Here is a 23,348-nt window from a genome sequence, read left to right as displayed (position 1 = left end):
TCTGTACCAGTTGACGATATACACCCTACTGAGCCTTTGTGACGAAATCATGACCATTAAATGGCAGTTTTACGAAAATTTGCGATGAATAATCGTTCAATTGATCCGCCATTTTCTGGATATTAAAGTTTTATGAAATTGGAGATTCGCCTATTTACTGCCCTTTTCTTCCTCGCTAGAGTGAACTGGAAATTTGGTGTAGACCAATTAGCCTATTCTGACGGAAATCGAGATGAAAAACGAATACCTACTACTGACTCCAGGTCCTCTATCTACTTCTGAAACGGTACGTGAAGCCATGCTAAAAGACTGGTGTACTTGGGATGATGAATACAACAAAGACATTGTAGAAGTGATCCGCACTAAGCTTGTAAAACTGGCGACGGAGCAAGACGGCTACACCAGCGTACTAATGCAAGGTAGCGGCACCGCATCAGTAGAAGCAACGATTGGCAGTGCTATTGGCAAAGATGGAAAATTGTTGGTTGTCGACAACGGTGCTTACGGTGCGCGTATCGCTCAGATCGCTGATTACCTAAATATTCCATGCCATGTAGTTTCCCCAGGCGAAACATCACAGCCACACTTGAACGAGGTGGAAGCTGCATTGGCATCGGATCCTGCGATCACACACGTGGCGATTGTTCACTGCGAGACAACCACTGGCATGCTTAACCCAATTGAGGCATTTGCTTCTGCGGCAAAAGCGCACGGCAAAGTGGTGATTCTGGATGCCATGTCGAGCTTTGGTGGCATTCCTATCGATATCGCTGAGCTAGGCATCGATTTTATGATCAGCTCAGCGAACAAATGTATTCAAGGCGTGCCGGGTTTTGGCTTTGTGATTGCAAAACAAACTGAGCTCGAAAAGTGCCAAGGTCAGGCACGTTCTTTGAGCCTTGATCTTTACGACCAGTGGCACTGTATGGAAGTGAACCACGGCAAATGGCGTTTCACGTCTCCAACGCACACGGTTCGCGCTTTCTACCAAGCATTGTTAGAGCTGGAACAAGAAGGTGGCATTGAAGCTCGTCATAACCGCTACAAAACGAACCAGAAAACACTGGTTGCAGGTATGCGTTCTCTGGGTTTCGAGCCACTACTGAGTGATGACCTTCACTCGCCAATCATCACTTCTTTCTACTCTCCAACGCACAGTGATTACCAGTTCAAAGCGTTCTACACACGTTTGAAAGAGCAAGGTTTCGTGATTTATCCGGGTAAGGTATCGAACGCAGATTGCTTCCGTATCGGCAACATTGGCGAAGTTTACCCAGCAGATATCGAGCGCTTAATCGGTGCGATTGAAAAAGCAATGTATTGGCAAGTTGCGTAAAGCAGCCTTCTGATTAAGAGAGCGTTATGACTCAGAATATCAAACCGACCCATTTCCGCAGCGAAGGCGATGTCAACACAACACCAGCGCGCCAAGCTTGGAATGCATCGATGGACGACGAACGCACGCAAGCATTACTGAAGCGTGATTCGGAGGTCTTTCTTCATCAAGCCATGTCAACGCCTTGCTTAGATACCTTGGAAGCAGCAGAAGGCATCTACATCCAAGATGCCACCGGCAAAAAGTACATGGACTTCCATGGTAATAACGTCCACCAGGTGGGCTATGGTCATCCGCATGTGATTAAACGTGTGCAAGAGCAAATTGCCAAACTGCCGTTTTCACCACGTCGTTTTACCAACGAAACTGCGATTGAATGTGCCGAAAAACTCACCCAAATCTGTCGTGGCGAATTGAACCGCGTGTTGTTTGCTCCGAGTGGCACATCTGCGGTTGGCATGGCACTTAAACTAGCGCGCCACATCACGGGCAACTACAAGGTGGTGTCGTTGTGGGATTCCTTCCACGGCGCATCGTTGGATGCCATCTCTGTGGGCGGCGAAGCGTGTTTCCGCCAAGGTATGGGACCATTAATGGCAGGTGTTGAGCGCATTCCACCAGCGGTGTCTTATCGTGGCGCTTTCCCGGTCCCGGACGGTAGCGACGTGCATTACGCCGACTACCTTGAATACGTGATTGAGAAAGAAGGCGGCGTGGGCGCGTTTATCGCAGAGGCGGTTCGCAACACGGATGTTCAAGTGCCGAGCAAAGCTTACTGGAAACGCATCCGCGAAATCTGTGACAAACACAATGTCATGCTGATCATCGACGACATCCCTAATGGCATGGGTCGCAGCGGTGAATGGTTTACCTACCAAGCCTATGACATCGAGCCAGATATGCTCTGCATCGGTAAAGGCTTAGGCGGAGGGTTAGTGCCTATCGCAGCCATGGTAACCAAAGACAAATACAACACTGCCGAGCAAATCTCCATGGGTCATTACACTCATGAGAAAAGCCCTATTGGTTGCGCAGCAGCGCTAGCCACAATGGAGGCCATTGAGCAAGAAGGCTTGCTAGAGAAAGCTAAAGCCGACAGCCAATTCATGCGTGAAAAGATGTTAGAGATGAAAGCCAAATACCCAGTGATTGGTGATGTGCGTGGCATCGGCATGTTATGGGGCATTGAGTTGGTCACTGACCACGAAAGCAAAGCACGGGCGTATGACGAAGCGGAAGCTGTGCTGTACCAATGCCTCAACAACGGAGTGAGCTTCAAAGTATCGCAAGGTAACGTGATTCAACTCAGCCCACCGCTGATCATCACTCGCGAGCAACTGACAGAAGCGTTGGCGATCTTCGAAGAAGCGATCGCCAAAGTGTGTGAAGACTTTAACTACTTTTAAGGTCAATAGACCTCAACAAAAACCAATTTACCCAGAGCGCGGTTCAACGTGTAGGCAAGCGCTCTGGCAAGCAAGAAAAAGGATTGAACATGAGCAAATCACCAATTCAAGCAGTGATCTTTGACTGGGCTGGCACTATCGTCGATTTCGGCTCTTTTGCACCAACTAGTATCTTTGTGGAAGCGTTCAAGCAAGGATTTGATTTCGAAATCGACCTTGAAGAAGCACGTGAACCAATGGGGCTTGGTAAGTGGGATCACATCCAAGCTGTGGGTCGTATTCCTGCCGTTGATAAGCGTTGGAATGAGAAGTTTGGTCGCTCAATGACCAGCGAAGACATCGACACTATCTACGCAGCATTTATGCCTTTGCAAAAAGCAAAAGTGGCTGACCACGCAGAACCAATCCTCAACGCAGTTGAAGTGGTAAACGGTCTGAAAGACAAAGGCATTAAGATCGGTTCTTGTTCGGGTTACCCGCGTGAGGTGATGGACGTACTGATTCCAGTTGCTGCGGATTACGGCTACCAACCAGATTATGTTGTCGCGACAGACGATCTGCCCCAAGGTGGTCGCCCTGCGCCGTTTATGGCACTGAAAAACGTGATTGAGCTTGGTGTAACCGACGTTAAAGCATGCGTCAAAGTGGACGATTCAGCACCAGGCATCTTTGAAGGTCACAATGCGGGCATGTGGACGGTGGGTCTGCTGCTTTCTGGTAACGAAGCGGGTCTGACATTTGAAGAATACCAAGCCGCAGACGAAGCAACCTTAGAGAAAGCTCGTGAAAAAGCACGCGCGAAGTTTATCAAAAGTGCACCTCACTACTTAATCGACACCATCTCCGATCTGCCAGAGGTGATCGTAGATATCGAACAACGCCTAGCCGCGGGCGAACGTCCGTAGTTTTCGCTCGTGAATTCAGAATGTAAAAAGCCTCTCCATATTGAGAGGCTTTTTGTATTTATGGAAAGCGGAGGGGTCAATTAATCGCGGTACTTGCTCGACGCTTTAGCTTAAAGCCCATACTGGTTGGCCTTTCTTCTGGCTCACCTTTGATGGCATGCAACAGTTTTTCTGCCGCCTTGGTGCCCATGCGCTCGTAATCAAATTCTGCCGATGTCAAACTTGGGTAAGCATGCTCCCCCATAGAAGAACCTTCAAGGCAAATAATGGCAATGTCGGTCGGGACTTTGAGCACGCGGCGATGGCACTCAAAGAGCGCACCAATTGCTATCTCCTCATGGCTACACACCAAAGCATTCAAGCTTGAATCGCGCAGCAATAACTTCGCCAATCCTTCCGCACCCAATTGTGAAGATGGCGCTTCATGAGTCGTTAGAAAATGATCTGGGGTGAGATAGTTTTCAATCATCGCACTTTGCCAACCGTGTAACTGGCGTTGCAACGTTGAATGATTCCCGCGCGCCCCAATAAAACCAACGTTCTTAAAACCTTGTTCAATCAGGTGTCTGGTACAGGCCTTACCCACTTCGAAGTGATCCACGCCAATGTTGAGATAACTGGCCTTTGAGCTCAGTTCGGTAATCTCTAACACTGGCGTATTTGATGCCTCTAACAGTTGATGCGTTCGCTGACTATGCTCACTTCCAAACAGTACCACGCCCGCAGGACGGCTCTCTAAAAAAGTCGAAAGCAACTTTTCTTCTTGCTCAATCGAGTAGTCGCTGTAACCCAGTAATAATTGATAACCCGCTTTGTTTAACGCCTGTTGGAAGCTTGGTAAGAAATGCGCGCATGCTTTTTCAAACAGTGACGGAATGATAAGAGCGATGGAATAACTTTCTGCAGATGCGAGTGCCCCTGCGGCTTTGTTCGGGATATAGCCGAGCTCATCAACCACTTGTTGAATTTTTTCTCTCAGCTTATCGGATACCAGCTCTGGCGTTCGTAATGCTCGCGACACCGTCATAGTGCCTACGCCTGCTTGTTTGGCGACATCAGCCAAAGTGACATTGCCGGTACTTCTTCGTTTGCGAGGTTCGCTCATTGTTTTTATTTAATGTTCTCTAATTTCAGCTGCGACATCTTATCACAGCGCTTTAATGGTTTTGATATTAGCGCATTAGAACTCGAACACCAGCACATGAAACTTCGATGCCTGATAAAAATGATAGCGCTATCACAATTAATGGTAGCGCTATCAGATAGCGCTACCATTTGTGATCACTCTCAGGTTTTTCTGGCAAATTGATCGATAAAGTACGCAGCAACAAAACAACAAATCGGAAACATTCCAATGCTACGTGAACTGATTACCTCTGATGTCATTCGCATCCATTCTGACGCAACCGACTGGAAAGATGCGATCAGCAAATCTTGTGAAGCTTTGATTGAAAATGGCGCGATAGAACCAAGTTACGTTGAAGCAATTTACCGCTCGCACGAAGAGCTTGGCCCTTACTACGTGGTAGGTCCTGGCATGGCGATGCCACACGCTCGCCCTGAAGATGGCGTTAACCGTTTATCACTGGCGATCACGGTGATCCAAAACGGCGTCAACTTTAACTCTGAAGAAAATGACCCAGTAAAAATGCTGGTCACGCTAGCGGCAACGGACAGTAATAGCCACGTTGATGCGATTTCGAAACTGGCGGAATTGTTTATGAATGAAGAGCATGTAGAGGCCATCTGCAACGCTCAAAGCAAAGAAGATGTTCTTGCGATCATCGACAAATACTAAGTTTTACTCCTGACATACCCCATTCACAAATGGGTATACCCCCTATAAAAAAGAAAAGGTCTGAATTATGAAAATTATGGTTGTTTGCGGTCACGGTCTTGGTACTAGCCTAATGATGGAAATGAGCATCAAAAGCATCGTAAAAGAATTGAACGTCAATGCCGCTGTGGATCACATCGATCTTGGCTCAGCAAAAGGCACAAGTTGCGACATTTTCATCGGCACAAAAGACATTGCAGAACAGTTGGAAGCTCTTGGCGTTGAGCAGCGTATCGTAGCGCTTGATAACATGGTCGACAAAGTCGCAATGAAAGAGCGTTTATCTGTGGCACTTCAAGAGCTTGGCGCTCTATAAGGTGGCGTTATGGAATTCTTCAGTTTCTTAATGAACGATGTCCTATCAGAGCCAGCGGTTCTGGTCGGTCTCATCGCTCTAATCGGCTTAATTGCCCAGAAAAAACCAGTCACCGAGTGCATTAAAGGCACGGTAAAAACCATTCTTGGTTTCATCGTGCTTGGCGCAGGTGCAGGCTTAGTTGTGAGCTCGCTAGGCGACTTCGCGACGATTTTCCAACACGCATTTGGCATTACAGGCGTGGTTCCAAACAACGAAGCTATCGTCTCTATCGCGCAAGAAGCGTTTGGTAAAGAGATGGCGATGATCATGTTCTTCGGTATGTTAGTGAACATCTTGATCGCTCGCTTCACGCCATGGAAATTCATCTTCCTAACCGGTCACCACACACTATTTATGTCGATGATGGTAGCAGCGATTCTGGCATCTAGCGGCATGAAAGGTGTTCCACTGATCGCGCTTGGCTCTGTGGTTGTGGGTTCTGTAATGGTGTTCTTCCCTGCGATCGCTCACAAGTACATGAAGCAAGTTACAGGTTCTGATGACGTTGCGATTGGTCACTTCTCTACCCTTTCTTACGTGCTAGCTGGCTTTATTGGCAGCAAGTTTGGTAACAAAGAGCACTCAACTGAAGAGATGAATGTCCCTAAGAGCTTGTTGTTCTTACGCGATACGCCAGTGGCTATCTCGTTCACAATGGGCATCATCTTTATGGTGACGTGTTTGTTCGCTGGCGGTGATTTTGTCCGTGAAGTCAGTGGTGGTAAACATTGGTCTATGTTTGCGCTAATGCAATCCATCACTTTCGCCGGTGGTGTGTACGTCATCCTGCAAGGTGTACGTATGGTTATCGCAGAAATCGTTCCTGCATTTAAAGGCATCTCAGACAAACTGGTTCCAAACGCAAAACCTGCACTGGATTGTCCGGTTGTGTTCCCATACGCGCCAAACGCGGTATTGGTGGGCTTCCTATCGAGCTTTGCAGCCGGTCTAGTGGGCATGTTCCTACTTTACGTGATGGGTCTTACTGTGATTATCCCTGGTGTAGTTCCACACTTCTTCGTGGGTGCGGCTGCGGGTGTATTTGGTAACGCAACAGGTGGTCGTCGCGGCGCAATTCTAGGTGCGTTTGCACAAGGTCTACTGATTACTTTCCTACCTGTCTTCCTAATGCCAGTACTGGGTGATCTTGGCTTTGCAAACACAACATTCAGTGATGCTGACTTCGGCATTGTAGGTATCCTACTTGGCCTGATTGTGCGCTAAGCTTTTATTCTTATGAATGCAGAATTAGGCTCGTCGGCATTCATCTCTAAGAAAAGCACTCAAACAAAACGCCCCTCACGTGAGGGGCGTTTTTCATATTGAGGCTATCTTATTGAGACAACAACTTTCTCGTTGGTTCTTGCTCGGTGTATTCAACGGATTCATTACCAGATAGCTTATCGACGTCCGCTTGTTCGCCGCTCACCACCAGTACCTGTTGCTTCACCAACGCATCAACCACTTTAAGGTTATGTTGACGAAGAAGCGCTCTCACTTCGCTCTCTTTCCCTTTGTGATACTTAACAAAGTAACGCGTAGGTTGTTGCTCAGCTTGTTCAGAACGTTCATCCACGAGCGGAAATCCTTGATTGTTCGCCAAGCTGGCCGAGCTTAGTCCGATTGCCAATAGTGCGGTAGCACTCACCGCAGACAAAGAAAGTAAGGTCAACTTCTTCATAGCCACTCCTTATTGAAAAGTCAGAGTCCAACTGTTGATTGTGCCTGTGTCTCTTCTGGCACTGTCTACCGCTTTTAGTTCCCAAGAACCTTGTGATTCAAAACCAGAGAAATCCGCTTGGAAAGTGGCTTTGATATCGTTAGCACTGCCGCCAGTATTATCGTGAAGCACGACTTCTCCACCAGTCGGTGAAGTTAGCGTCACTCGTAGGTCACCGATGTAAGTGTGGCTAATATCAACGTCAATACTTACTGTACCTGAATCACCAGAGCGATCGACATCTACAGCGCTGATTGCACCAGAAGATTTGTTGTCAGGAATCGCAACAGGGCTGGTGTTTGAGAAGCTAGAGTCCGAAGAGCTACCGCCACCGTCAGGACCGTTACAGCCCGCATCCAAGAACAGTTTCGCTGCTTCCGCATTCACTAGGCCGTGACCTGTGCGGTTGTCTCGTCCAGCGACATCAATGTCTGTTGCCGTTTGAACTAGGGCATTACGTACTTGCGCTGCTGTACACGTTGGGTGGTAACTCCACACCAAGCCTGCTACGCCAGTTACATGAGGTGTTGCCATCGATGTACCATTGTAGTACTCGTAATCTTCACCAGAGGTAGTTGAAACCGTAATTTCTTGACCTACATACCCCAGCAACTCTTGACCAAATGCACGATCAACCGTTACCGAAACCATACGATAAGCGTTGTTTGTGTCTACCAAGAATGGGTTTTGTAAACCAGGTAGTTCAGAGTTGCTGTATACGATTGCCGCTCGCGCACCCGCATTGTAACAAGCCTGAACTGCATCCACTTCTGGGTAGTTACCTGAAGACTGGTTGCCAATACGCTCAGTCAAACAAATTTTGCCCGACATATCACCACAGTTAAAGTTACCGCCAGATACATCACAGCTATCTAGCATTGCTGTTACTGAACCAGCGATTGGATCTGGCACATACGAAGAGCCGTTATTGATCAAACGATTGTGAGGGACAATGCCGCGATCAAATTGGCTTACGCCATTCAATGTAATATCAGAAAGTTTACCTTCGCCTACCGTAACCGTTGATAAGATCGCCACACCTGGGCCAGAGATCTCAACTTGATCAGTAGATTGCGAGAACGCCGCATGATCATTTTGGTTATCGACAGCAGCAACAGACATAACTGAATCGTAAGAAGCTGGGTAGCTGTGTGCGGTGTTACCGTCATTACCAGCTGCGGCGATTAGCAGAACGCCTTGATCGTAAATGTTTTGCAGTGCATTTTGCTCAGTTCGGCTTGATTGACTACCACCAAGACTCATGTTCACAACGTTGGCACCATTATCTGCACACGTTTGGATCGCTTTAACAAGCCCAGATGAGTAACCCCAACCTGATTCGTTAAATACTTTCACGATGTGCAAATTCACATTCTGGTTTGGCATCACACCCTTCACACCTTCGGTGTTGGCAATCGCTGCGATAGTACCTGCTACGTGAGTACCGTGGGCGTTATTGTTACCCGGATCGCTCCATGATCCTGTACCACTATCGTTGGTACCTGCAACACGGTTACCGCTTAGGTCGTTGTGCGAGATGTCGTACCCTGAATCGATAATACATACAGTGCGATTACCAGCATTGAAGTCATCTAACTGTTGAGCATTAACCGCTTCATAACCCCACGGGGTAGTTTCGCTTAGCAAATAGCGCGGCGGATCGACTTCGACATATTCCACATCACTGCGATTACGAAGTGGTTCTAAGTCATCACCATCCAACTCAACGCTGTAAATGGCGCGATTACCTAGTTTTTCCACCTTACGTGCCTTCACCTGTTCTAAAACAGACTCCTGCGCGATTCGTGGTCCCCAAAAAGAGTTACCACCCATTGAAGATCGGCTGACTGCATCTTCTTTGAATTTGACGATGTACTTCGTCGGTAACTTAGATTCATCAAATCCCATTGGTGGAGCCGCAAACGCTGACATAGAAGTGGTCAGTGCTATCGCTACGGCAGACAACGAAAATAAGCCTTGTTTTTTACTTGTTGTGTAGTGCATTTGCCCTATTCCTTATTTGAGCTAATTTTTATTCACTATATTCTCATGAAAAGTCATCACCATGATGTTCGCATGAGAGCTTCAGCTATAGTTTATAGGCCAAAAATGCCAAACAATTTGTTTCATGAATATACAACTTTGTACAAAAGATCATTCAATAAACATTTTTAGTTAACATCAAAAAGCATAAACAAAACCTTATAAAGCAATCACTTAATTAACAAAAAGTGCATGTTAAATTAATGTTAGTGAGTAATTATTCTAAATAATACACATTTAATCGATTGCTATGCTGAATGGATTTTTTGACTGTGGTGCCAAAACTGAAATATTGAATATTTAGTTGTTGACTGTCTTGAGTATTTACTCAGAATTAGAAGGTTTAGTGAGAAAAATTCTCATCTAAATACTGTTATAGCCGAGCGTATTCACGTATTCGGAACCATAACCATTACAAGAAGAGTGAATGATGAAAAAAACAATCACACTATTAACTGCATTACTTCCGCTTGCCTCTGCCGTTGCAGAGGAGCCAACATTATCACCAGAAATGGTTTCTGCGTCTGAAGTGGTCAGCACGCAAGAAAATCAAACCTATACTTACGTTCGCTGCTGGTATCGTACGAGCCACTCTAAGGATGATGCGGCTACCGACTGGAAATGGGCGAAAAACGAAGATGGTAGTGACTTCACTATCGACGGTTATTGGTGGAGCTCTGTTTCATTTAAAAACATGTTCTACACCAACACTTCACAAAACGTGATTCGCCAGCGCTGTGAAGAAACACTAGATCTGGCGAACGAGAACGCAGACATTACGTTTTTTGCTGCTGACAATCGCTATTCTTATAACCACACGATCTGGAGCAATGATGCTGCAATGCAACCAGATCAAATCAACAAAGTAGTGGCTTTGGGCGACAGCTTATCTGATACAGGCAACATCTTTAACGCTTCCCAATGGCGCTTCCCTAACCCAAACAGCTGGTTCTTAGGTCACTTCTCGAACGGTTTTGTTTGGACGGAATACGTGGCTAAAGCCAAAAACTTACCGCTTTATAACTGGGCAGTTGGCGGCGCAGCAGGTGAGAACCAATACATTGCGCTAACAGGTGTCGGCGAACAAGTTTCTTCTTACTTGACCTACACAAAACTGGCGAAAAACTACAACCCAGCAAACACATTGTTTACGTTGGAGTTTGGTTTAAATGATTTCATGAACTACAACCGTAGCGTGCCGGAAGTAAAAGCGGATTACGCTGAAGCTCTGATTCGTCTAACAGACGCGGGCGCGAAGAACTTCATGTTGATGACACTGCCAGACGCAACCAAAGCACCACAGTTCAAATACTCAACGCAGGAAGAAATTGAAACGATTCGCGCGAAAGTATTGAAAATGAACGAGTTCATCAAAGCACAAGCGATGTACTATAAAGCTCAAGGTTACAACATTTCATTGTTTGATACGCACGCGCTGTTTGAGACGTTAACCTCGGCACCAGAAGAACACGGGTTCGTGAATGCAAGTGATCCTTGTCTGGACATCAACCGCTCATCTTCTGTGGATTACATGTACACCCATTCATTACGCTCTGAGTGTGCGGCATCTGGCGCAGATAAGTTTGTGTTCTGGGATGTAACTCACCCAACTACAGCCACGCATCGTTATGTTGCTGAAAAAATGTTGGAAAGCAGCAATAACTTAGAAGAGTTTCGCTTTTAATAAGACTTTCTTATAGGTTAAACTCTTAATCATCATAAATACGTTGATGATTAAAAATGGCCACGATATTTCGTGGTCATTTTTTATATATATGAGTCTACTTTTATATTTAAATATAGATGAACAGTAATTTAAATACAAAATTTCAAGTTATAAGTATTATAAACAAAACTTTTAAATACCAATAAAACAGTAAAATAAAAAATTATTCAATATGCCATCCATTAAAATTTGATTATGGTAATTTTGATTATGTATTTAAAGAGGAGTTAAGTGGCAAGTTAAATAAAAAATACCCACATAACACAGGTAAGACCGAGAGGAGTGTGTCATGTGGGTTTAAACGATAGTTCTCTTGCTGATTCGAACTACCAACGTTGGGATGCAATGGAAATACAAATGACTCAGAGTTTCCATCACGGACACTTTATCGCTGGATTTCCCTCTATTTGTTAGGGAACAGTCAGCACAATAAAAATAGAGAAGTAATACCGCAAAAATAAAAATAGAGGCTCTGAGTTTAATTTACACGTAAAATAACCACCACATTCACGACATGAACCATTAATAAATTCACCAATAAATATTTATTAAGTTAAATTTATTTATTGTCAACATACTGTTAGTTTTACCCCTAAATATACTGGTCAGATTTGTTTATTTTACTGATTTTCGTTGCAATACAACTTCTAATTAATTCATGAGAAAAACATGCAGCGACAATTAACTCTTTCACCGATTTATTTATTAATCGGGTTAGCCTCCTCGACGGCGTATGCCGGTGGTTTTCAAATTAACGAACATTCGGCGACGGGTCTTGGTCGTGCTTTTGCTGGTGATGCCGTCATTGGTGATAATGCTTCTGTAGTCAGCCGCAACGCCGCAGCGATGACGCTGTTTAAACAAAGTGCCTTATCGTTCGGTGTCACTTACGTCAAACCTGACGTTACCGTAAAAAATGCGCAATATCATCGAGCTAATATTAATGCAGATGTCAATGTTGGTATGGGCGGTTTTCCTCCGTCCCCTCAAGTTGACATTACCCCGTCCTTCTCTCAAACCGTGACCGACATTGATGACGTCGATGGCGTTGGTCAACCAGCCGTTGTACCCAATTTTTACTTTATTCACCCTATCAACGACGACTGGTATCTAGGCTTATCGGCATACTCCAACTTCGGAACCGACATGGAGTTTAAACCAAACTATAGCGCACCTGTTTTTGGCGGTGTCACCAGCGTAGCGAGTGTCAACCTTGGTGCAAGCTTGGCATACAAGGTGAACGACCGTTTTAGTATCGGTGGTGGTATTGATGTGATTTACGGCTCTGGTGAGCTGTACCGCGACATGGACGTGGGTGTTTGCGTTGGAAACGAACTAGAACAACGTTGCGGAGCCGTAAAAGGCAACGCACTTGATGTGGAAGCTGGCGGCATTGGGCTTGGCGCGAATATTGGCATGATGTACGAGTTTAACGAGCGTCATCGCTTAGGTTTAAGCTACAAGCACAGCCCTAACATTGATGCCAAGGGCGACATCCACTTTGCTGGCGAATCGTACGACTCACTTGCTATGCCGCTACCGGATATTGCGGAGTTTTCCGGTTATCACCGCGTCTTACCTAAATTTGCCCTGCACTATTCTGTGCAGTGGATTGGTTGGTCAGCATTTGACAGCTTGAAAGCTGATGATCAGTTGCTAAAAGATTTTCAGTGGCAAGACTCCGCGCACTACTCCATCGGTGCGACTTGGTACGCCAATGAACGTTGGACACTTCGCACGGGTTACATGTTCGACAAAACACCTGTCGATGAGCTGACTTCGCTTTCTATCCCAGATTCGAACCGTCACTGGTTATCTGCGGGTGCCTCTTACCAATGGTCATCAGATACCACGGTTGACATCGGCATGACGTACTTGATTGGTGAAGATGTCAACGTAGAAGAGTACGCGTATGAAGGTGTTCCTGCACCTATGGTGACGGGCGTGACCCATTCAAATGCGTTCCTAATTGGTGCCCAACTCAGCCACCGTTTCTAATTTGTCAGGCAGTGATCAAACCTCTAGGTCATTGCCTTGTAACAACGCTTATCAAAGCGACCGAACAGAGACATTATTATGAAGAAAACACTACTTGCTTTTTCACTCTCACTTCTCACTCTAAGCGCGGCTCAGGCTTCGGAATGGGGCTATGGCAATGACAAACACGGGCCAGAGCACTGGGGAGAAATCGCCAAAGACTGCGCAACCACGAAAAACCAAAGCCCAATCAACATCGACAACCCTGCCGATGCAAAACTGGAAGCATTGAACCTTTCGTACACTGGTCAGGTCATTGGTTTAACCAACAATGGTCATACGCTGCAAGCGCAAGTGAACGGACGTAACAGCTTCACCATCGATGGCGAGACGTTCGAGCTGCAACAGTTCCATTTCCACACACCTTCAGAAAACCAAATCAAAGGCCGCCAATATCCACTTGAAGCGCACTTTGTACACGCCAACGCAGACGGCGAGTTGGCGGTAATTTCGGTGATGTTTGATGCAGGCGATCAAAACGCAGCGCTGTCTAAACTGATCAACGCAATCCCACAAGAGAATCAAACCTCGTTCTTTAAAGATACGTTTGAGATTAACGACTTACTGCCAAAAACTGCAAACTACTATCGATTTAACGGATCTTTAACCACACCGCCATGTTCAGAAGGTGTGCGCTGGTTTGTGCTTAAAGACACTCAAACCTTATCCAAAGATCAAGCCGAGAAACTGATGGAAGTCATGGGACAAAACAATCGTCCGCTGCAACCGTTAAATGCGCGCGTTGTACTTTCTAACTAATCGCCAAATCCGATAAGGGGCATCGTATTTGCCCCTTATTTTGATTCGCTCTAACCTCACTTCGTTACAGGAACCCCCAATGAAAACTCCATCTGTTCTGTCACTCTTACTCGCACTCGCCCCGATACTCGCCTTCTCTCATAACCTTTCTGTCGGTCAAACTAGCCCATCCATCAGCATTGATACCTATGGCGAAATGACGCTGCAAGGAGACGATGTGGCTTATCAACCTTGGGCAACTCAGCAGATGTTAGGCAAAGTCCGTGTGATACAAGCCATTGCAGGTCGTAGTAAAGCTAAAGAGATGAACGCGCCGCTGATGTCAGCAATCACTGCCGCTCACTTTCCTGAAGATCAGTATCAGACCACAACCGTGATCAACCAAGAAGACGCCATTTGGGGAACCGGTACATTTGTGAAATCGTCGGCAGAGGACAGCAAAAAGACATTCTCTTGGTCTTCCATGGTGTTAGACAAAAATGGCGTATTAGCAACAACTTGGGATCTACAGCAAGAAAGTTCTGCGATTATCGTACAAAATAAACAAGGCGAAATTTTATTCGTGAAAGAAGGGGCTTTAACTCAAGACGAAGTCACACACGTCATCGAACTGATTAAACAGAATATCTAAACCTAAGGTAAGGAGAAGCTATGAAACTGTTCAACACCATCGCACTCTGTCTTTTAGCGGCTGTAGCCTCTTTCCAATCGGTTGCTGGAGACAACGATTGGGACAAGATTGCAGATAAAACCGTCAGTTTTAAATCGGAAACCGACACAGTCAATCCACTGTCCCCATTTGCTAACGCTCGTTTCAGCCACATCAAAATCAAATGTACGCAAGGTACGGTCGATCTGAAAAGCGTTAAAGTGATCATGAAAGATGGTCAGGAAAAGACGTTCGACAGTTTAGGGGTTCTGACTAAAGGCATGTCATCAAGAAGCTTAAGCCTACCAACGAAAGATAACGCGAAATTAGACAAGATCGAGTTGAACTATGAATCGGTTGGCAGCACAGCGCTGCAAGTCGCGGGGGTGACTAAGAAAGCGAAAGTAGAAATTTTAGGTAAGAAAATCGACGAGTAAGCGATGGCTCAACGAGCTCACCCAAACTAAAAACAGCGGCACTAGGCCGCTGTTTTTATTAAAAATTGTCATTGCTCACTAAATGAATTTCTTCAGCTTCGCCAAACCATAAGCCGCGATAGTGACACAATCTTTGATCGTGCCGTCGATCATCATTTGTTCGAACTCCTCAACAGAAAAAGCGCGCGTGATCAAATCCTCTTCTTCACTGTCGAGTTGATTGCCCACGTCCGTTAAATCACTGGCGAAGTAGACGTGACATGTCTGATTCAAAAAGCCGTATGCGATAAACTGCGCGCCGACATACGCCATGGCGCTCGCCTGCATGCCCGTTTCTTCACGTAGCTCACCTTTGGCAAGCTCAAGATGATCCGCATCTGGGTTTGATTCCCACGCCCCTTGTGGGATCTCCCAGCAACGTTGACCTACGGTGTAACGGTACTGCTGAACCAAGTGAATCATCCCATTATCGATAGCCAGAATCGCAGCACAATCAGGTTTGTCGACCACACCATAGATGCCCTCTGCGCCGCTCGGACGTAAAATTTTGTCCTCACGCACCGTCATCCACTTATTCTGGTAAACGACTTTGCTGTCTAGCTGTTTGATGTCTGGCATGGTTATTCCTTGATTTTTCTGAGGGTTACTGCGGAATAATACCCGATTCGGTTACGCCACCAAAATGTTCTTTAGTTCACTCAAAGACTCAACGGTGTAATTTGGTGCGATACGCTCATCGACACTTGCGCCTGTGGTATTTAACCAGCAAGTTTCAATACCAAAGTTATTGCCACCAAGAATATCGGAATGCAGGTTGTCACCCACCATCAGTACACGCGTTTTGCATGGGTTGCCCATTTGCTGCATCGCGTATTCAAAAATGCCTAAGTCCGGTTTTGCGACGCCCACTTGTTCAGAGATCACCACTTTATCGAAGTACTCAGTCATCCCTGTGCGCTCAAGGCGAATTGCTTGCAACTCTGTAAAACCGTTGGTGATGATGCCCATTTTAGCTTTGCCTTGCAGCGCTTCCATCAGCTCTTTTGCACCTGGCAACAAACTGCAAATATCGGCCATTGCTTCTAAAAATGCGCTATTGAGATCTGCTGTTGTGGTATTCAACTTCTCAGCCCACTCGGTAAAGCGGTTATGTTTTAGCTCATCTGCCGTTACTTTGCCGTCTTGGTAATCCACCCAAAGCGGTTTGTTTACGGTTTGGTAATGAGCAAAATCTTGTTCAGTAAAATCTACGCCTTTGCGAGAAAACATAAGCTGCAAACCTTTGAAAGCATCAAAGTGGAATAAGGTTTCGTCAGCGTCAAACAGGATCCAATCGTACTTCATTTTCTTCTTCCCAAAATCAAGGTCGTAATACTGATGCATAGTCTAGATTGTTTTCTTCTTGAAGATAATCTCTATAATTGGAAATTAATTGTATCCTTGTGCTCAACAATAAATGCTTCACGATGATAGGAGATTGATGTGAACGCGATTGCCTCCCTGCCCGTTTTTGTTGCTGTTGTCGAATGCGGCAGCTTTTCCCTTGCGGCCAAACAGCTGAATCTGACGAAATCGGCGATAAGCAAACGCATCAACCAACTAGAAGACGATTTGGGTATTCGTCTCCTTAACCGAACCACGCGTAAGCTGAGCCTGACCGAAGCGGGAGAACGCTATTTTGAGTACGCTTCTCAAGCGCTCAATCTGGCCCAGCAAGGCGTGGACGCGGTATCGGAACTGCAAGGCTCTCCACAAGGTCGGCTCAAAATTACCGTGCCGATGTCTTTCGGTGTGCTGCATATCGCGCCTTTGATCAGCGAGTTTCTCGCTCGTTACCCGAAAATTGAAGTGGATTTAAACCTCGAAGACAAAATGGTCGATTTGGTTAAAGACGGTTTTGATTTGGGGATCCGTATTGGTGAACTCACCTCTTCCAATCTAATCGCAAAACGTCTCGCCCCTTGTAAAAGTGTGCTTTGTGCCTCGCCAGATTACTTAGCGGAGTTTGGAACACCACAAAAACCAAGTGATTTAGTCAGTCACAACTGCCTGCGCTATTCCTATTTCCGTGGCGGCGTCGAATGGATGTTCATCAACAATGGCAGCGAATACAAGGTGCTTCCAAAAGGAAACTTTATCGTCAATAACAGCGAAGCCATTCGCCAGTTGCTGTTGAGAGGTTCGGGCATTGCGCAACTGCCGACGTTTATTGCAGGAAGAGACTTTGCCGCAGGAAATCTAAAACCAGTGATGGAAGAGTATTCTCTACCAGAACACGCCATTTATGCGGTGTTCCCTGAGCGCAAACACATGCCGTTGAAAGTAAGAGCCTTTATCGATTTTATCAGCGAAAAACTCGGCACAGATTTACCTTACTGGGATCGTTACAACAGCCCAGAAAAATAACCATATTGATGATAAGTGAGTGAGATTTCACTACTGACATGTTCTGACATTCCATCCGCGTAACCTTATTTGGAACTCAACAGGCAATCCGCCAAAACCAATAAGGAATCACAATATGGAAACCGTTATCGAAACTGTGCAATTTCGTCTAACCGCAGGCACAACAGAACAAGACGTGATCGCCGCTGCCAAACAGTCACAAACGTTTGTGAAGAATCTGCCAGGCTTTTTGTATCGCTCACTCAGTCACGAAGCGACGGACGATGTGTGGACAGACATCATTTACTGGCGTTCAATGAACGATGCAAAACAGGCGGGAAAACAGCTTAAGCAAGCCGCTGAATTTCAGCCTCTGTTATCAATGATTGACTGCGAAAGCTTCGAGCTTAAACATCACAACTTAAAAATGTGCAGTGAGCTAGAGAAGTAATCAGCCGCACTACCACTAACAACCAGTAGGTCTAGATAAGGAACATCATGAGCAAATCAGAACGACTGTTTGAGCTACTGACGCTTTTGCGCGCAAAGCGTTACGCCGTGACAGCGAAAGAGCTCGCAGAAAGAATGGAAGTTAGCGAACGTACGATTTATCGCGATATTCAGTCGTTGCTCAGTTCTGGTGTTCCTATTCAAGGTGAAGCAGGTGTCGGCTACCTGTTGCAAGCTGGCTCTCATCTGCCGCCTTTGATGTTCTCAGAAAAAGAGATGATGGCGCTTGAACTGGGTATGCGGATGGTTCGAGCCTGGTCGGATGCCGAACTTGCCGAAGCGTCTCACTCTGCGTCCACCAAAATACTTTCGGTATTGCCCGATAAGCTCAAACAACAAGTGGAAGATTGTCCGCTGATTGTGCCCGATTATCACACCCAATCCGAGACTGCCAAACGAGGGCAGCTTCTGCGCCACGCGATTGATCATCAGTTTAAGGTCAGTTTGGATTATCAAGATGAAAACGGACAAGTGACCGAGAGAAAAATCCAACCGTTAGGCCAGTTCTTTTGGGGCAAAGTCTGGACACTGGTCGCCTGGTGCGAATTGCGCGATGACTACCGCCAGTTCCGCCTCGACCGTATCCAAGCACTGCGTATGCATGATGAAGAGTTTCAGAGTGCGGAAACCAAATCTCTCAAACATTATATTGCGCAGTATGAATCGAAAGATTGAGTGTTTTTCATCCTTCCATCACAAGGATTCTAAATTGCTCTGCTCAATGCGTGATATTTGGAAAGGCACATTTGGTTAAACTAATGTTTCACTTTTAACAGATGCGTAACCAACCTAAGATCGTTAACTTAAGTAGCACGTCAACCACACCGGAGCGTGAAGCTATGAAAGTACTGATTCAATACACCCAAGCAGGGAAATATCGAGATCAAGCGTGGGAGTCTTTAACTCTTCGATCTAAAGGTGATATGCAGGCCGTTACCCCTTCTTATGCAGCCCAACTTATCGAACAAAGCAAAGCGACACTTGTGATGACAGAAGACGGACAGATCATCTTTCACTCCTAAATTCCATCAATCCTATGACGAAAAAGGCCTGCATTGCTGCAGGCCTTTGTATGAGTGAATTAAGAGTTATTTACTGGAAACTCACTGCCGTTGGTAGGCGATCAAGCATCTTGTAGTAATCACCAGCCACAGCGCCGATATCACCACGCAAATACGCTTGGATCATATTGAGATCTTTCAGCCAAAGTTCTTTGTCAGCATCTGAAGACGCCATGTACCCTGCGTACACATTGTCGACCGCGAACATCATGTCTTCGGCGTGATCGTTGTAAATCAAAAGCATCGCATCAGTGTAAGCTTCGAACGCTTTCAGCTCATCGTGCGCTTTACCACCTTTGTAGCTCAATGTGCCCGAAGTTGCATCGATGACCAAATCACCCGAAGTCACATTCGCTGTCGTAAAGTTGATGAAAGACTGGCTAAACGACAGCACACCTGCCGCGATATCCGCATCAATGGTTCGCTTCATTGCGTTGACCATTGGCGCATCCAGCAGCAATACAGGATCGTGGAACGCTGGGACAATCGCTGTTCGGAATGGCCCCCAAGCACTATCGATGCTCTCTGCAACCTTGTTTAGTGTTGCAGGCTCATAGCTATCTAGGTACGTTTTTAGATCGTAACCTTTGGACGTCACCAGTTGATTTGCGTAGTCGTAAGCCAGCTTGTTTGCTTTTGTTGCCACAAACTTCTCGCCGTCGATAACAAACTCAACCTTGTCACCCGCGATGATACCGTAACGGTCTTGCTGCTTCGTAAACGTATCAAACTGAGATTGACCACGAGTCTTCACCGTGTAGTCGTAAGACTTCATTTGGTTCACACCCATTCTCAAGATGACATCGCCAACACGTCCGCGACCTTCTGCACCAATATCAAGGAATCTTGCAATACCACGAGGCATTGGTGGTAGGGACTCCATTTGCTCAGTGATGTGTAGGTTCACGGTAACACCTTTTAGATTGGTGTATTCCTTACCGTCTTTACCCACCAATTTAACTGGCGTATTTAACGCATCATTTGCCACGATGTTGCCCATGATGTCTTCGTATTCAGCTTGCACCCCAGGGATATCAAGCAGCGATGCAAAGCTCACCTCATCAGTAAAACGGTTCGAGAATCGACGTGCTAAGAAATAGCTCGCAAGCGCTTTGTCTGGCCAGTTACCCAACACAGACACCGCATTTGACCAAGGGTAATCCGGGTCAAAGCTACCAATTGAGTTTAGGAAGCGTCCATTCGCAGTTTCCGCAACAGCTATATAGCCCTCATCTGAATCTTCGATAAAGCGTGCTGCCAAATCATCAAAACAGCTGGCTGTTGAAAGATCGTAATCAGCCGGAATTTGGTGTGAGTTGTTGTCTAACAGTTGACCAAAAGAAATCACTTTTTGGTTGCCTGCCGCATTTTCTATCACACATTGATGCTCTGGTGTGCGCAAGATATCAAGGAAGAACGCCGCGGATTTTTTCGCCCCATTCGCGTAATCACAGAACCATGAGTTATCGGCTTTACCTTCGCTACAGTATTGAGGGTTTGAAGCAAGGCGCAATAAGAAGTCACCCGGCTTATCCGTTGACGAAGTGTAACCCAGATTGGTGTACAGGTTATCGATGCGCTCAAGATCTTCCATCTTGTCACGGATAGCGCTCATTTCCATGTAACGGCGCACTAAGTAACCAGGATAGTCGGATGAGAATAATCCCGTCGTCCCATATAACTCCAAGTTGCGTCGATCATAGCTATCGAGATAGTTCTGCCACTCGTAAGAAACAATCTCTTCTAGGTTTGTACCTTCGTCAAAACGGTTACAGTCGCTGTTTAGAGAAACGTTCCCATCGGTACAGAAATCGTAAGACTTACGCTCAATTTCATTCACTTTATCTAGGTAGTAAAGTGCGCCATAACGAGTTTTCGCATTCAGTTCAGGATCATCAGACAATGCAGCAGTATCGAATCGGCTGAAATCACAGTTGTAGAGTGATTTGCCTTTCTCGTTCCCCGTTAGTGCCTTCACTTCAGAACACACCATCAGCGATGTATTGTCTGGATTGTTGCCAAACTTGTATGCAAAGCTTTGTTGGTAGGCTTGCTGATCAGCGAGGTAACGGGCGTATGCCGCTTTGTCTTCATCGCTCGCACTGTCTGCCGGTTTCGCAACAGGCGCGGGAGCTGAACCTGAAGAATCTTGAATCGTCTCGACTTTACGACCATAACCAAACTTAAAGGCCGCAATGTCGTACAGACCCCAAGTTGGCGTTTCATCCAACATGCTTGGCGCGTAGTCCATCGTCGAACTGTAAGCAGGAATGTTGTTCAAACCAAGTTGATGCGCTTGCTCTAGCGTGTAGTAGTTCGCTTTGTCATTTGAGCCTTTAAAGTTATGGCGCAGACCCATGTTGTGGCCAAGCTCGTGAACGAGCGTATTGCTGTAAGTCGCAACCGTAATCGCATCTGCGGCTTTCACTTGCAACTCTTTTGGCAGGTATTTCCAACGCTTAAGCTGACGCGATACTTCGTTGCCTGCGTCATCGAGTTTGATCTCAAAGTAACGCTCGTCATCCAGCTTCAAGTTGTCCAACATGGCCTTGTTAGTTGAAGAAACCCACGACGCTTCAATTGGATAGACGTTGTTCTCTGCCCAAAAAGACAAACGGTTCTCTTCAGCGGCAACCACCTTTTCAAACTCCATATCATCATTGAAGTTTTTCATTAGCTGAGTTGGGCTCTTTGTCGCCGCCTTGCCAGAAACGATGTCTTCTTTTGATACGAAAGGCGCATAAATGTTTTCATCCGATTTCAGGCTCGCCATTGCTGCCATTGTCGAGAGGGCTTCAACTCTATCCTCGACCTCTGTTTTCACCGTTTCACTATTAGTCGGCAGTGGATCCAATCCATCTAAGTCCAGCTGATTACGATTGTAGAATCGCGCCAAGTTATCCCAGTAGAAAGGTACCCCCGTTCTTGCAACGCCTGCGTACTGGTTCACGTGACCTTTGATAATTTCCCCTGTCATCGGGTTAGAAACCGATGGGCCGTAACCAAGCAGACCGTTCGCTAGAGGCTCGTCAATCAGGTTAATCACGTTGTAACGCAGATCTCCTGGGTGAATACCAGCCGCTTTGGTTTTGTTCACAATCTCGATTTCAGGCTTGCCTGCATCCGCCCCAAATACATTCAACGCTTGGTTCATCTTGTCGATCGATTGCAGCGTTGCATCCAAGAACAACTTGTTCTTCTCTTCAAAGAAATTGTCGCTCAAGTAATATTTGATAGAACCTTGATCTGGGTTGAAACGATTAAGGTAAACCACATCACGGTCGTATTTATTCGTGACTGGGTTAAGCTTTTTCGTCGACGTAGTGAAGAAGCCAATGTCGTTCTCATCACCCACTGGGTACAAGATCGGTTGGTAACCTTCGGTTGCCACTTCACTTTCGTGCACTAACGAGTAGTAGAAACGAGATTTAAACGCGCCATCCACAAGCGCTTCATCCAAGCTCGCTTTCGTTGCAAAGTTGATGTAGTCAGAAATATTATCTAAATCGATACGGAACGTGCGCTCTAGTTCGAAATTGAGAAGACCGTTTTTAGGGTCAAAGTCCCACGAGATCAATCGTGGTGCGCCAATTTCATCAATACCCTCGGTAATGCCATACAGATCTTCCATATTGAATTCTGCAATTTCGAGATCTTCAGGACGAGGAGTGAAGTGGGTTTTCTTCTTGTAGTTTAAGCTTGCGTCTTCGTTGGTTTCTTCTTTGTTGGTGCAATCACCATGCGCGTCTTCTTGACAGCGATACGCCGCAAAGTCACCCGGAATCGTCAGCACTTGCGCGAAGTTAACGCCGTCGTCGTCTGCGACAAATTTCTCTTCACCGCAGTAGTTATTAGCATCTTTGCTTAGATGCGCGTCTGGGTAGTTTTTATCGTAACTGCGAACTTCCAGACCTTCTTTGGTAAAACAAAGCTCAACGTAACGAGGTGAACCTTGCAAGAATGGGAATTGGTTCAGAGCAAAGCGTGGAGCGGCACCAGTCGTCGGAACGTAAAACCAACGACCGTCTTTAAGATCTTTTACTGCGACTTCTTTTGCATCTCTTTCGACATAGTCATACGCCTGATCATCTGCGCCACAGCCTGCAAGTGCGGCCGTTATTGCTGACACCAGAGTCAATTTTTTAAACATTATTTGGATATCCTTAATTGTTGTTATTT

The 23,348-nt window shown here is 46.1% G+C and carries 21 protein-coding genes; 15 read left to right on the top strand and 6 right to left on the bottom strand.

Going from position 1 to position 23,348, the window contains the following annotated elements; genetic code table 11:
- The first annotated feature begins 232 nt into the window (after positions 1 to 232).
- From phnW to phnX, 3 genes are all read left to right on the top strand, one after another.
- Positions 233 to 1,336 (top strand): 2-aminoethylphosphonate--pyruvate transaminase, encoded by a 1,104-nt coding sequence (phnW, locus tag L3V30_RS16885; protein WP_237309355.1) that lies wholly within the window; start codon positions 233 to 235, stop codon positions 1,334 to 1,336.
- Positions 1,337 to 1,362: 26 nt separating this feature from the next.
- Positions 1,363 to 2,742, top strand: coding sequence for an aspartate aminotransferase family protein (locus L3V30_RS16880; RefSeq protein ID WP_237309354.1), 1,380 nt, complete (start codon positions 1,363 to 1,365; stop codon positions 2,740 to 2,742).
- An 89-nt stretch (positions 2,743 to 2,831) separates the two neighbouring features.
- Positions 2,832 to 3,647 carry a phosphonoacetaldehyde hydrolase gene (phnX, locus tag L3V30_RS16875; RefSeq protein ID WP_021452381.1) on the top strand — a complete coding sequence of 272 codons (816 nt, stop codon included), beginning with the start codon at positions 2,832 to 2,834 and terminating at the stop codon, positions 3,645 to 3,647.
- 76 nt (positions 3,648 to 3,723) lie between these two features.
- On the opposite strand, the gene L3V30_RS16870 is transcribed toward phnX, so the two are convergent.
- A complete protein-coding gene (locus L3V30_RS16870; protein ID WP_025501411.1) occupies positions 3,724 to 4,752 on the bottom strand; it encodes a LacI family DNA-binding transcriptional regulator in 1,029 nt (342 codons plus the stop codon).
- 249 nt (positions 4,753 to 5,001) lie between these two features.
- Here L3V30_RS16870 and L3V30_RS16865 point away from each other — a divergent pair, with 249 nt between their 5' ends.
- From L3V30_RS16865 to L3V30_RS16855, 3 genes are all read left to right on the top strand, one after another.
- Positions 5,002 to 5,445, top strand: a complete 444-nt coding sequence (locus L3V30_RS16865; protein WP_005463973.1) for a PTS sugar transporter subunit IIA — start codon at positions 5,002 to 5,004, stop codon at positions 5,443 to 5,445.
- A gap of 67 nt (positions 5,446 to 5,512) precedes the next feature.
- Positions 5,513 to 5,800: a PTS sugar transporter subunit IIB gene (locus L3V30_RS16860; RefSeq protein ID WP_046873863.1), complete on the top strand. Its 288-nt coding sequence runs from the start codon at positions 5,513 to 5,515 to the stop codon at positions 5,798 to 5,800.
- A 9-nt stretch (positions 5,801 to 5,809) separates the two neighbouring features.
- Positions 5,810 to 7,066 carry a PTS ascorbate transporter subunit IIC gene (locus tag L3V30_RS16855; protein ID WP_075984400.1) on the top strand — a complete coding sequence of 419 codons (1,257 nt, stop codon included), beginning with the start codon at positions 5,810 to 5,812 and terminating at the stop codon, positions 7,064 to 7,066.
- 109 nt (positions 7,067 to 7,175) lie between these two features.
- Here the strand turns inward: L3V30_RS16855 and L3V30_RS16850 are convergent, their stop codons facing one another.
- Together L3V30_RS16850 and L3V30_RS16845 are read right to left on the bottom strand one after the other, a co-directional pair.
- Complete coding sequence (locus L3V30_RS16850) at positions 7,176 to 7,523, bottom strand: hypothetical protein (RefSeq protein ID WP_005395359.1); 348 nt, start codon at positions 7,521 to 7,523, stop codon at positions 7,176 to 7,178.
- A gap of 9 nt (positions 7,524 to 7,532) precedes the next feature.
- Complete coding sequence (locus tag L3V30_RS16845) at positions 7,533 to 9,566, bottom strand: S8 family serine peptidase (RefSeq protein WP_006741281.1); 2,034 nt, start codon at positions 9,564 to 9,566, stop codon at positions 7,533 to 7,535.
- A 466-nt stretch (positions 9,567 to 10,032) separates the two neighbouring features.
- Between L3V30_RS16845 and L3V30_RS16840 the strand changes: the two genes are divergently transcribed.
- The 5 genes from L3V30_RS16840 to L3V30_RS16820 all read left to right on the top strand — a co-directional run bounded on the left by L3V30_RS16840 (position 10,033) and on the right by L3V30_RS16820 (position 15,213).
- The gene (locus tag L3V30_RS16840) at positions 10,033 to 11,289 is read left to right on the top strand and encodes a type 2 secretion system lipase (RefSeq protein WP_145534286.1); all 1,257 of its coding nucleotides are present in this window, start codon (positions 10,033 to 10,035) and stop codon (positions 11,287 to 11,289) included.
- A gap of 711 nt (positions 11,290 to 12,000) precedes the next feature.
- On the top strand, positions 12,001 to 13,329 hold the full coding sequence (locus tag L3V30_RS16835) for a porin (protein WP_237309353.1): 1,329 nt from the start codon (positions 12,001 to 12,003) through the stop codon (positions 13,327 to 13,329).
- A gap of 78 nt (positions 13,330 to 13,407) precedes the next feature.
- Positions 13,408 to 14,127, top strand: coding sequence for a carbonic anhydrase family protein (locus tag L3V30_RS16830; RefSeq protein ID WP_225460830.1), 720 nt, complete (start codon positions 13,408 to 13,410; stop codon positions 14,125 to 14,127).
- 79 nt (positions 14,128 to 14,206) lie between these two features.
- Complete coding sequence (locus tag L3V30_RS16825) at positions 14,207 to 14,758, top strand: YtfJ family protein (protein WP_005393701.1); 552 nt, start codon at positions 14,207 to 14,209, stop codon at positions 14,756 to 14,758.
- Between the two features lie 20 nt (positions 14,759 to 14,778).
- Positions 14,779 to 15,213, top strand: a complete 435-nt coding sequence (locus tag L3V30_RS16820) for a hypothetical protein (protein WP_005393700.1) — start codon at positions 14,779 to 14,781, stop codon at positions 15,211 to 15,213.
- Between the two features lie 78 nt (positions 15,214 to 15,291).
- On the opposite strand, the gene L3V30_RS16815 is transcribed toward L3V30_RS16820, so the two are convergent.
- Together L3V30_RS16815 and yjjG are read right to left on the bottom strand one after the other, a co-directional pair.
- On the bottom strand, positions 15,292 to 15,831 hold the full coding sequence (locus L3V30_RS16815; protein ID WP_005393699.1) for an NUDIX hydrolase: 540 nt from the start codon (positions 15,829 to 15,831) through the stop codon (positions 15,292 to 15,294).
- Between the two features lie 51 nt (positions 15,832 to 15,882).
- Positions 15,883 to 16,557 carry a pyrimidine 5'-nucleotidase gene (yjjG, locus tag L3V30_RS16810; RefSeq protein WP_029800868.1) on the bottom strand — a complete coding sequence of 225 codons (675 nt, stop codon included), beginning with the start codon at positions 16,555 to 16,557 and terminating at the stop codon, positions 15,883 to 15,885.
- 138 nt (positions 16,558 to 16,695) lie between these two features.
- On the opposite strand from yjjG, the gene L3V30_RS16805 reads away from it, so the two are divergent.
- The 4 genes from L3V30_RS16805 (at position 16,696) to L3V30_RS16790 (ending at position 19,130) form a co-directional block, all read left to right on the top strand.
- Positions 16,696 to 17,619 carry a LysR family transcriptional regulator gene (locus L3V30_RS16805; RefSeq protein WP_005384329.1) on the top strand — a complete coding sequence of 308 codons (924 nt, stop codon included), beginning with the start codon at positions 16,696 to 16,698 and terminating at the stop codon, positions 17,617 to 17,619.
- 115 nt (positions 17,620 to 17,734) lie between these two features.
- Positions 17,735 to 18,049, top strand: a complete 315-nt coding sequence (locus tag L3V30_RS16800; RefSeq protein ID WP_225460829.1) for a hypothetical protein — start codon at positions 17,735 to 17,737, stop codon at positions 18,047 to 18,049.
- A gap of 47 nt (positions 18,050 to 18,096) precedes the next feature.
- The gene (locus L3V30_RS16795) at positions 18,097 to 18,783 is read left to right on the top strand and encodes a YafY family protein (RefSeq protein WP_023583886.1); all 687 of its coding nucleotides are present in this window, start codon (positions 18,097 to 18,099) and stop codon (positions 18,781 to 18,783) included.
- A 164-nt stretch (positions 18,784 to 18,947) separates the two neighbouring features.
- Positions 18,948 to 19,130, top strand: a complete 183-nt coding sequence (locus tag L3V30_RS16790) for a hypothetical protein (protein ID WP_005393690.1) — start codon at positions 18,948 to 18,950, stop codon at positions 19,128 to 19,130.
- A 70-nt stretch (positions 19,131 to 19,200) separates the two neighbouring features.
- Here the strand turns inward: L3V30_RS16790 and L3V30_RS16785 are convergent, their stop codons facing one another.
- Positions 19,201 to 23,319 carry a M66 family metalloprotease gene (locus L3V30_RS16785; RefSeq protein ID WP_225460828.1) on the bottom strand — a complete coding sequence of 1,373 codons (4,119 nt, stop codon included), beginning with the start codon at positions 23,317 to 23,319 and terminating at the stop codon, positions 19,201 to 19,203.
- Positions 23,320 to 23,348: the final 29 nt, after the last annotated feature.

The organism is Vibrio sp. A1-1, from assembly GCF_021728175.1.
Classification (GTDB): domain Bacteria; phylum Pseudomonadota; class Gammaproteobacteria; order Enterobacterales; family Vibrionaceae; genus Vibrio; species Vibrio diabolicus.
Note: the sequence above shows the minus strand (reverse complement) of the source record. Positions and strands in the feature narration are given on the sequence as shown.

Coding starts and splice junctions, on each gene's coding strand:
- phnW (WP_237309355.1), top strand. CDS start 233: ATGAAAAACGAATACCTACTACTGACTCCAGGTCCTCTATCTACTTCT.
- yjjG (WP_029800868.1), bottom strand. CDS start 16,557: ATGAAGTACGATTGGATCCTGTTTGACGCTGACGAAACCTTATTCCAC.
- L3V30_RS16855 (WP_075984400.1), top strand. CDS start 5,810: ATGGAATTCTTCAGTTTCTTAATGAACGATGTCCTATCAGAGCCAGCG.
- L3V30_RS16795 (WP_023583886.1), top strand. CDS start 18,097: ATGAGCAAATCAGAACGACTGTTTGAGCTACTGACGCTTTTGCGCGCA.
- L3V30_RS16835 (WP_237309353.1), top strand. CDS start 12,001: ATGCAGCGACAATTAACTCTTTCACCGATTTATTTATTAATCGGGTTA.
- L3V30_RS16860 (WP_046873863.1), top strand. CDS start 5,513: ATGAAAATTATGGTTGTTTGCGGTCACGGTCTTGGTACTAGCCTAATG.
- L3V30_RS16790 (WP_005393690.1), top strand. CDS start 18,948: ATGAAAGTACTGATTCAATACACCCAAGCAGGGAAATATCGAGATCAA.
- L3V30_RS16870 (WP_025501411.1), bottom strand. CDS start 4,752: ATGAGCGAACCTCGCAAACGAAGAAGTACCGGCAATGTCACTTTGGCT.
- L3V30_RS16815 (WP_005393699.1), bottom strand. CDS start 15,831: ATGCCAGACATCAAACAGCTAGACAGCAAAGTCGTTTACCAGAATAAG.
- phnX (WP_021452381.1), top strand. CDS start 2,832: ATGAGCAAATCACCAATTCAAGCAGTGATCTTTGACTGGGCTGGCACT.
- L3V30_RS16830 (WP_225460830.1), top strand. CDS start 13,408: ATGAAGAAAACACTACTTGCTTTTTCACTCTCACTTCTCACTCTAAGC.
- L3V30_RS16865 (WP_005463973.1), top strand. CDS start 5,002: ATGCTACGTGAACTGATTACCTCTGATGTCATTCGCATCCATTCTGAC.
- L3V30_RS16820 (WP_005393700.1), top strand. CDS start 14,779: ATGAAACTGTTCAACACCATCGCACTCTGTCTTTTAGCGGCTGTAGCC.
- L3V30_RS16800 (WP_225460829.1), top strand. CDS start 17,735: ATGGAAACCGTTATCGAAACTGTGCAATTTCGTCTAACCGCAGGCACA.
- L3V30_RS16825 (WP_005393701.1), top strand. CDS start 14,207: ATGAAAACTCCATCTGTTCTGTCACTCTTACTCGCACTCGCCCCGATA.
- L3V30_RS16840 (WP_145534286.1), top strand. CDS start 10,033: ATGATGAAAAAAACAATCACACTATTAACTGCATTACTTCCGCTTGCC.
- L3V30_RS16880 (WP_237309354.1), top strand. CDS start 1,363: ATGACTCAGAATATCAAACCGACCCATTTCCGCAGCGAAGGCGATGTC.
- L3V30_RS16845 (WP_006741281.1), bottom strand. CDS start 9,566: ATGCACTACACAACAAGTAAAAAACAAGGCTTATTTTCGTTGTCTGCC.
- L3V30_RS16850 (WP_005395359.1), bottom strand. CDS start 7,523: ATGAAGAAGTTGACCTTACTTTCTTTGTCTGCGGTGAGTGCTACCGCA.
- L3V30_RS16785 (WP_225460828.1), bottom strand. CDS start 23,319: ATGTTTAAAAAATTGACTCTGGTGTCAGCAATAACGGCCGCACTTGCA.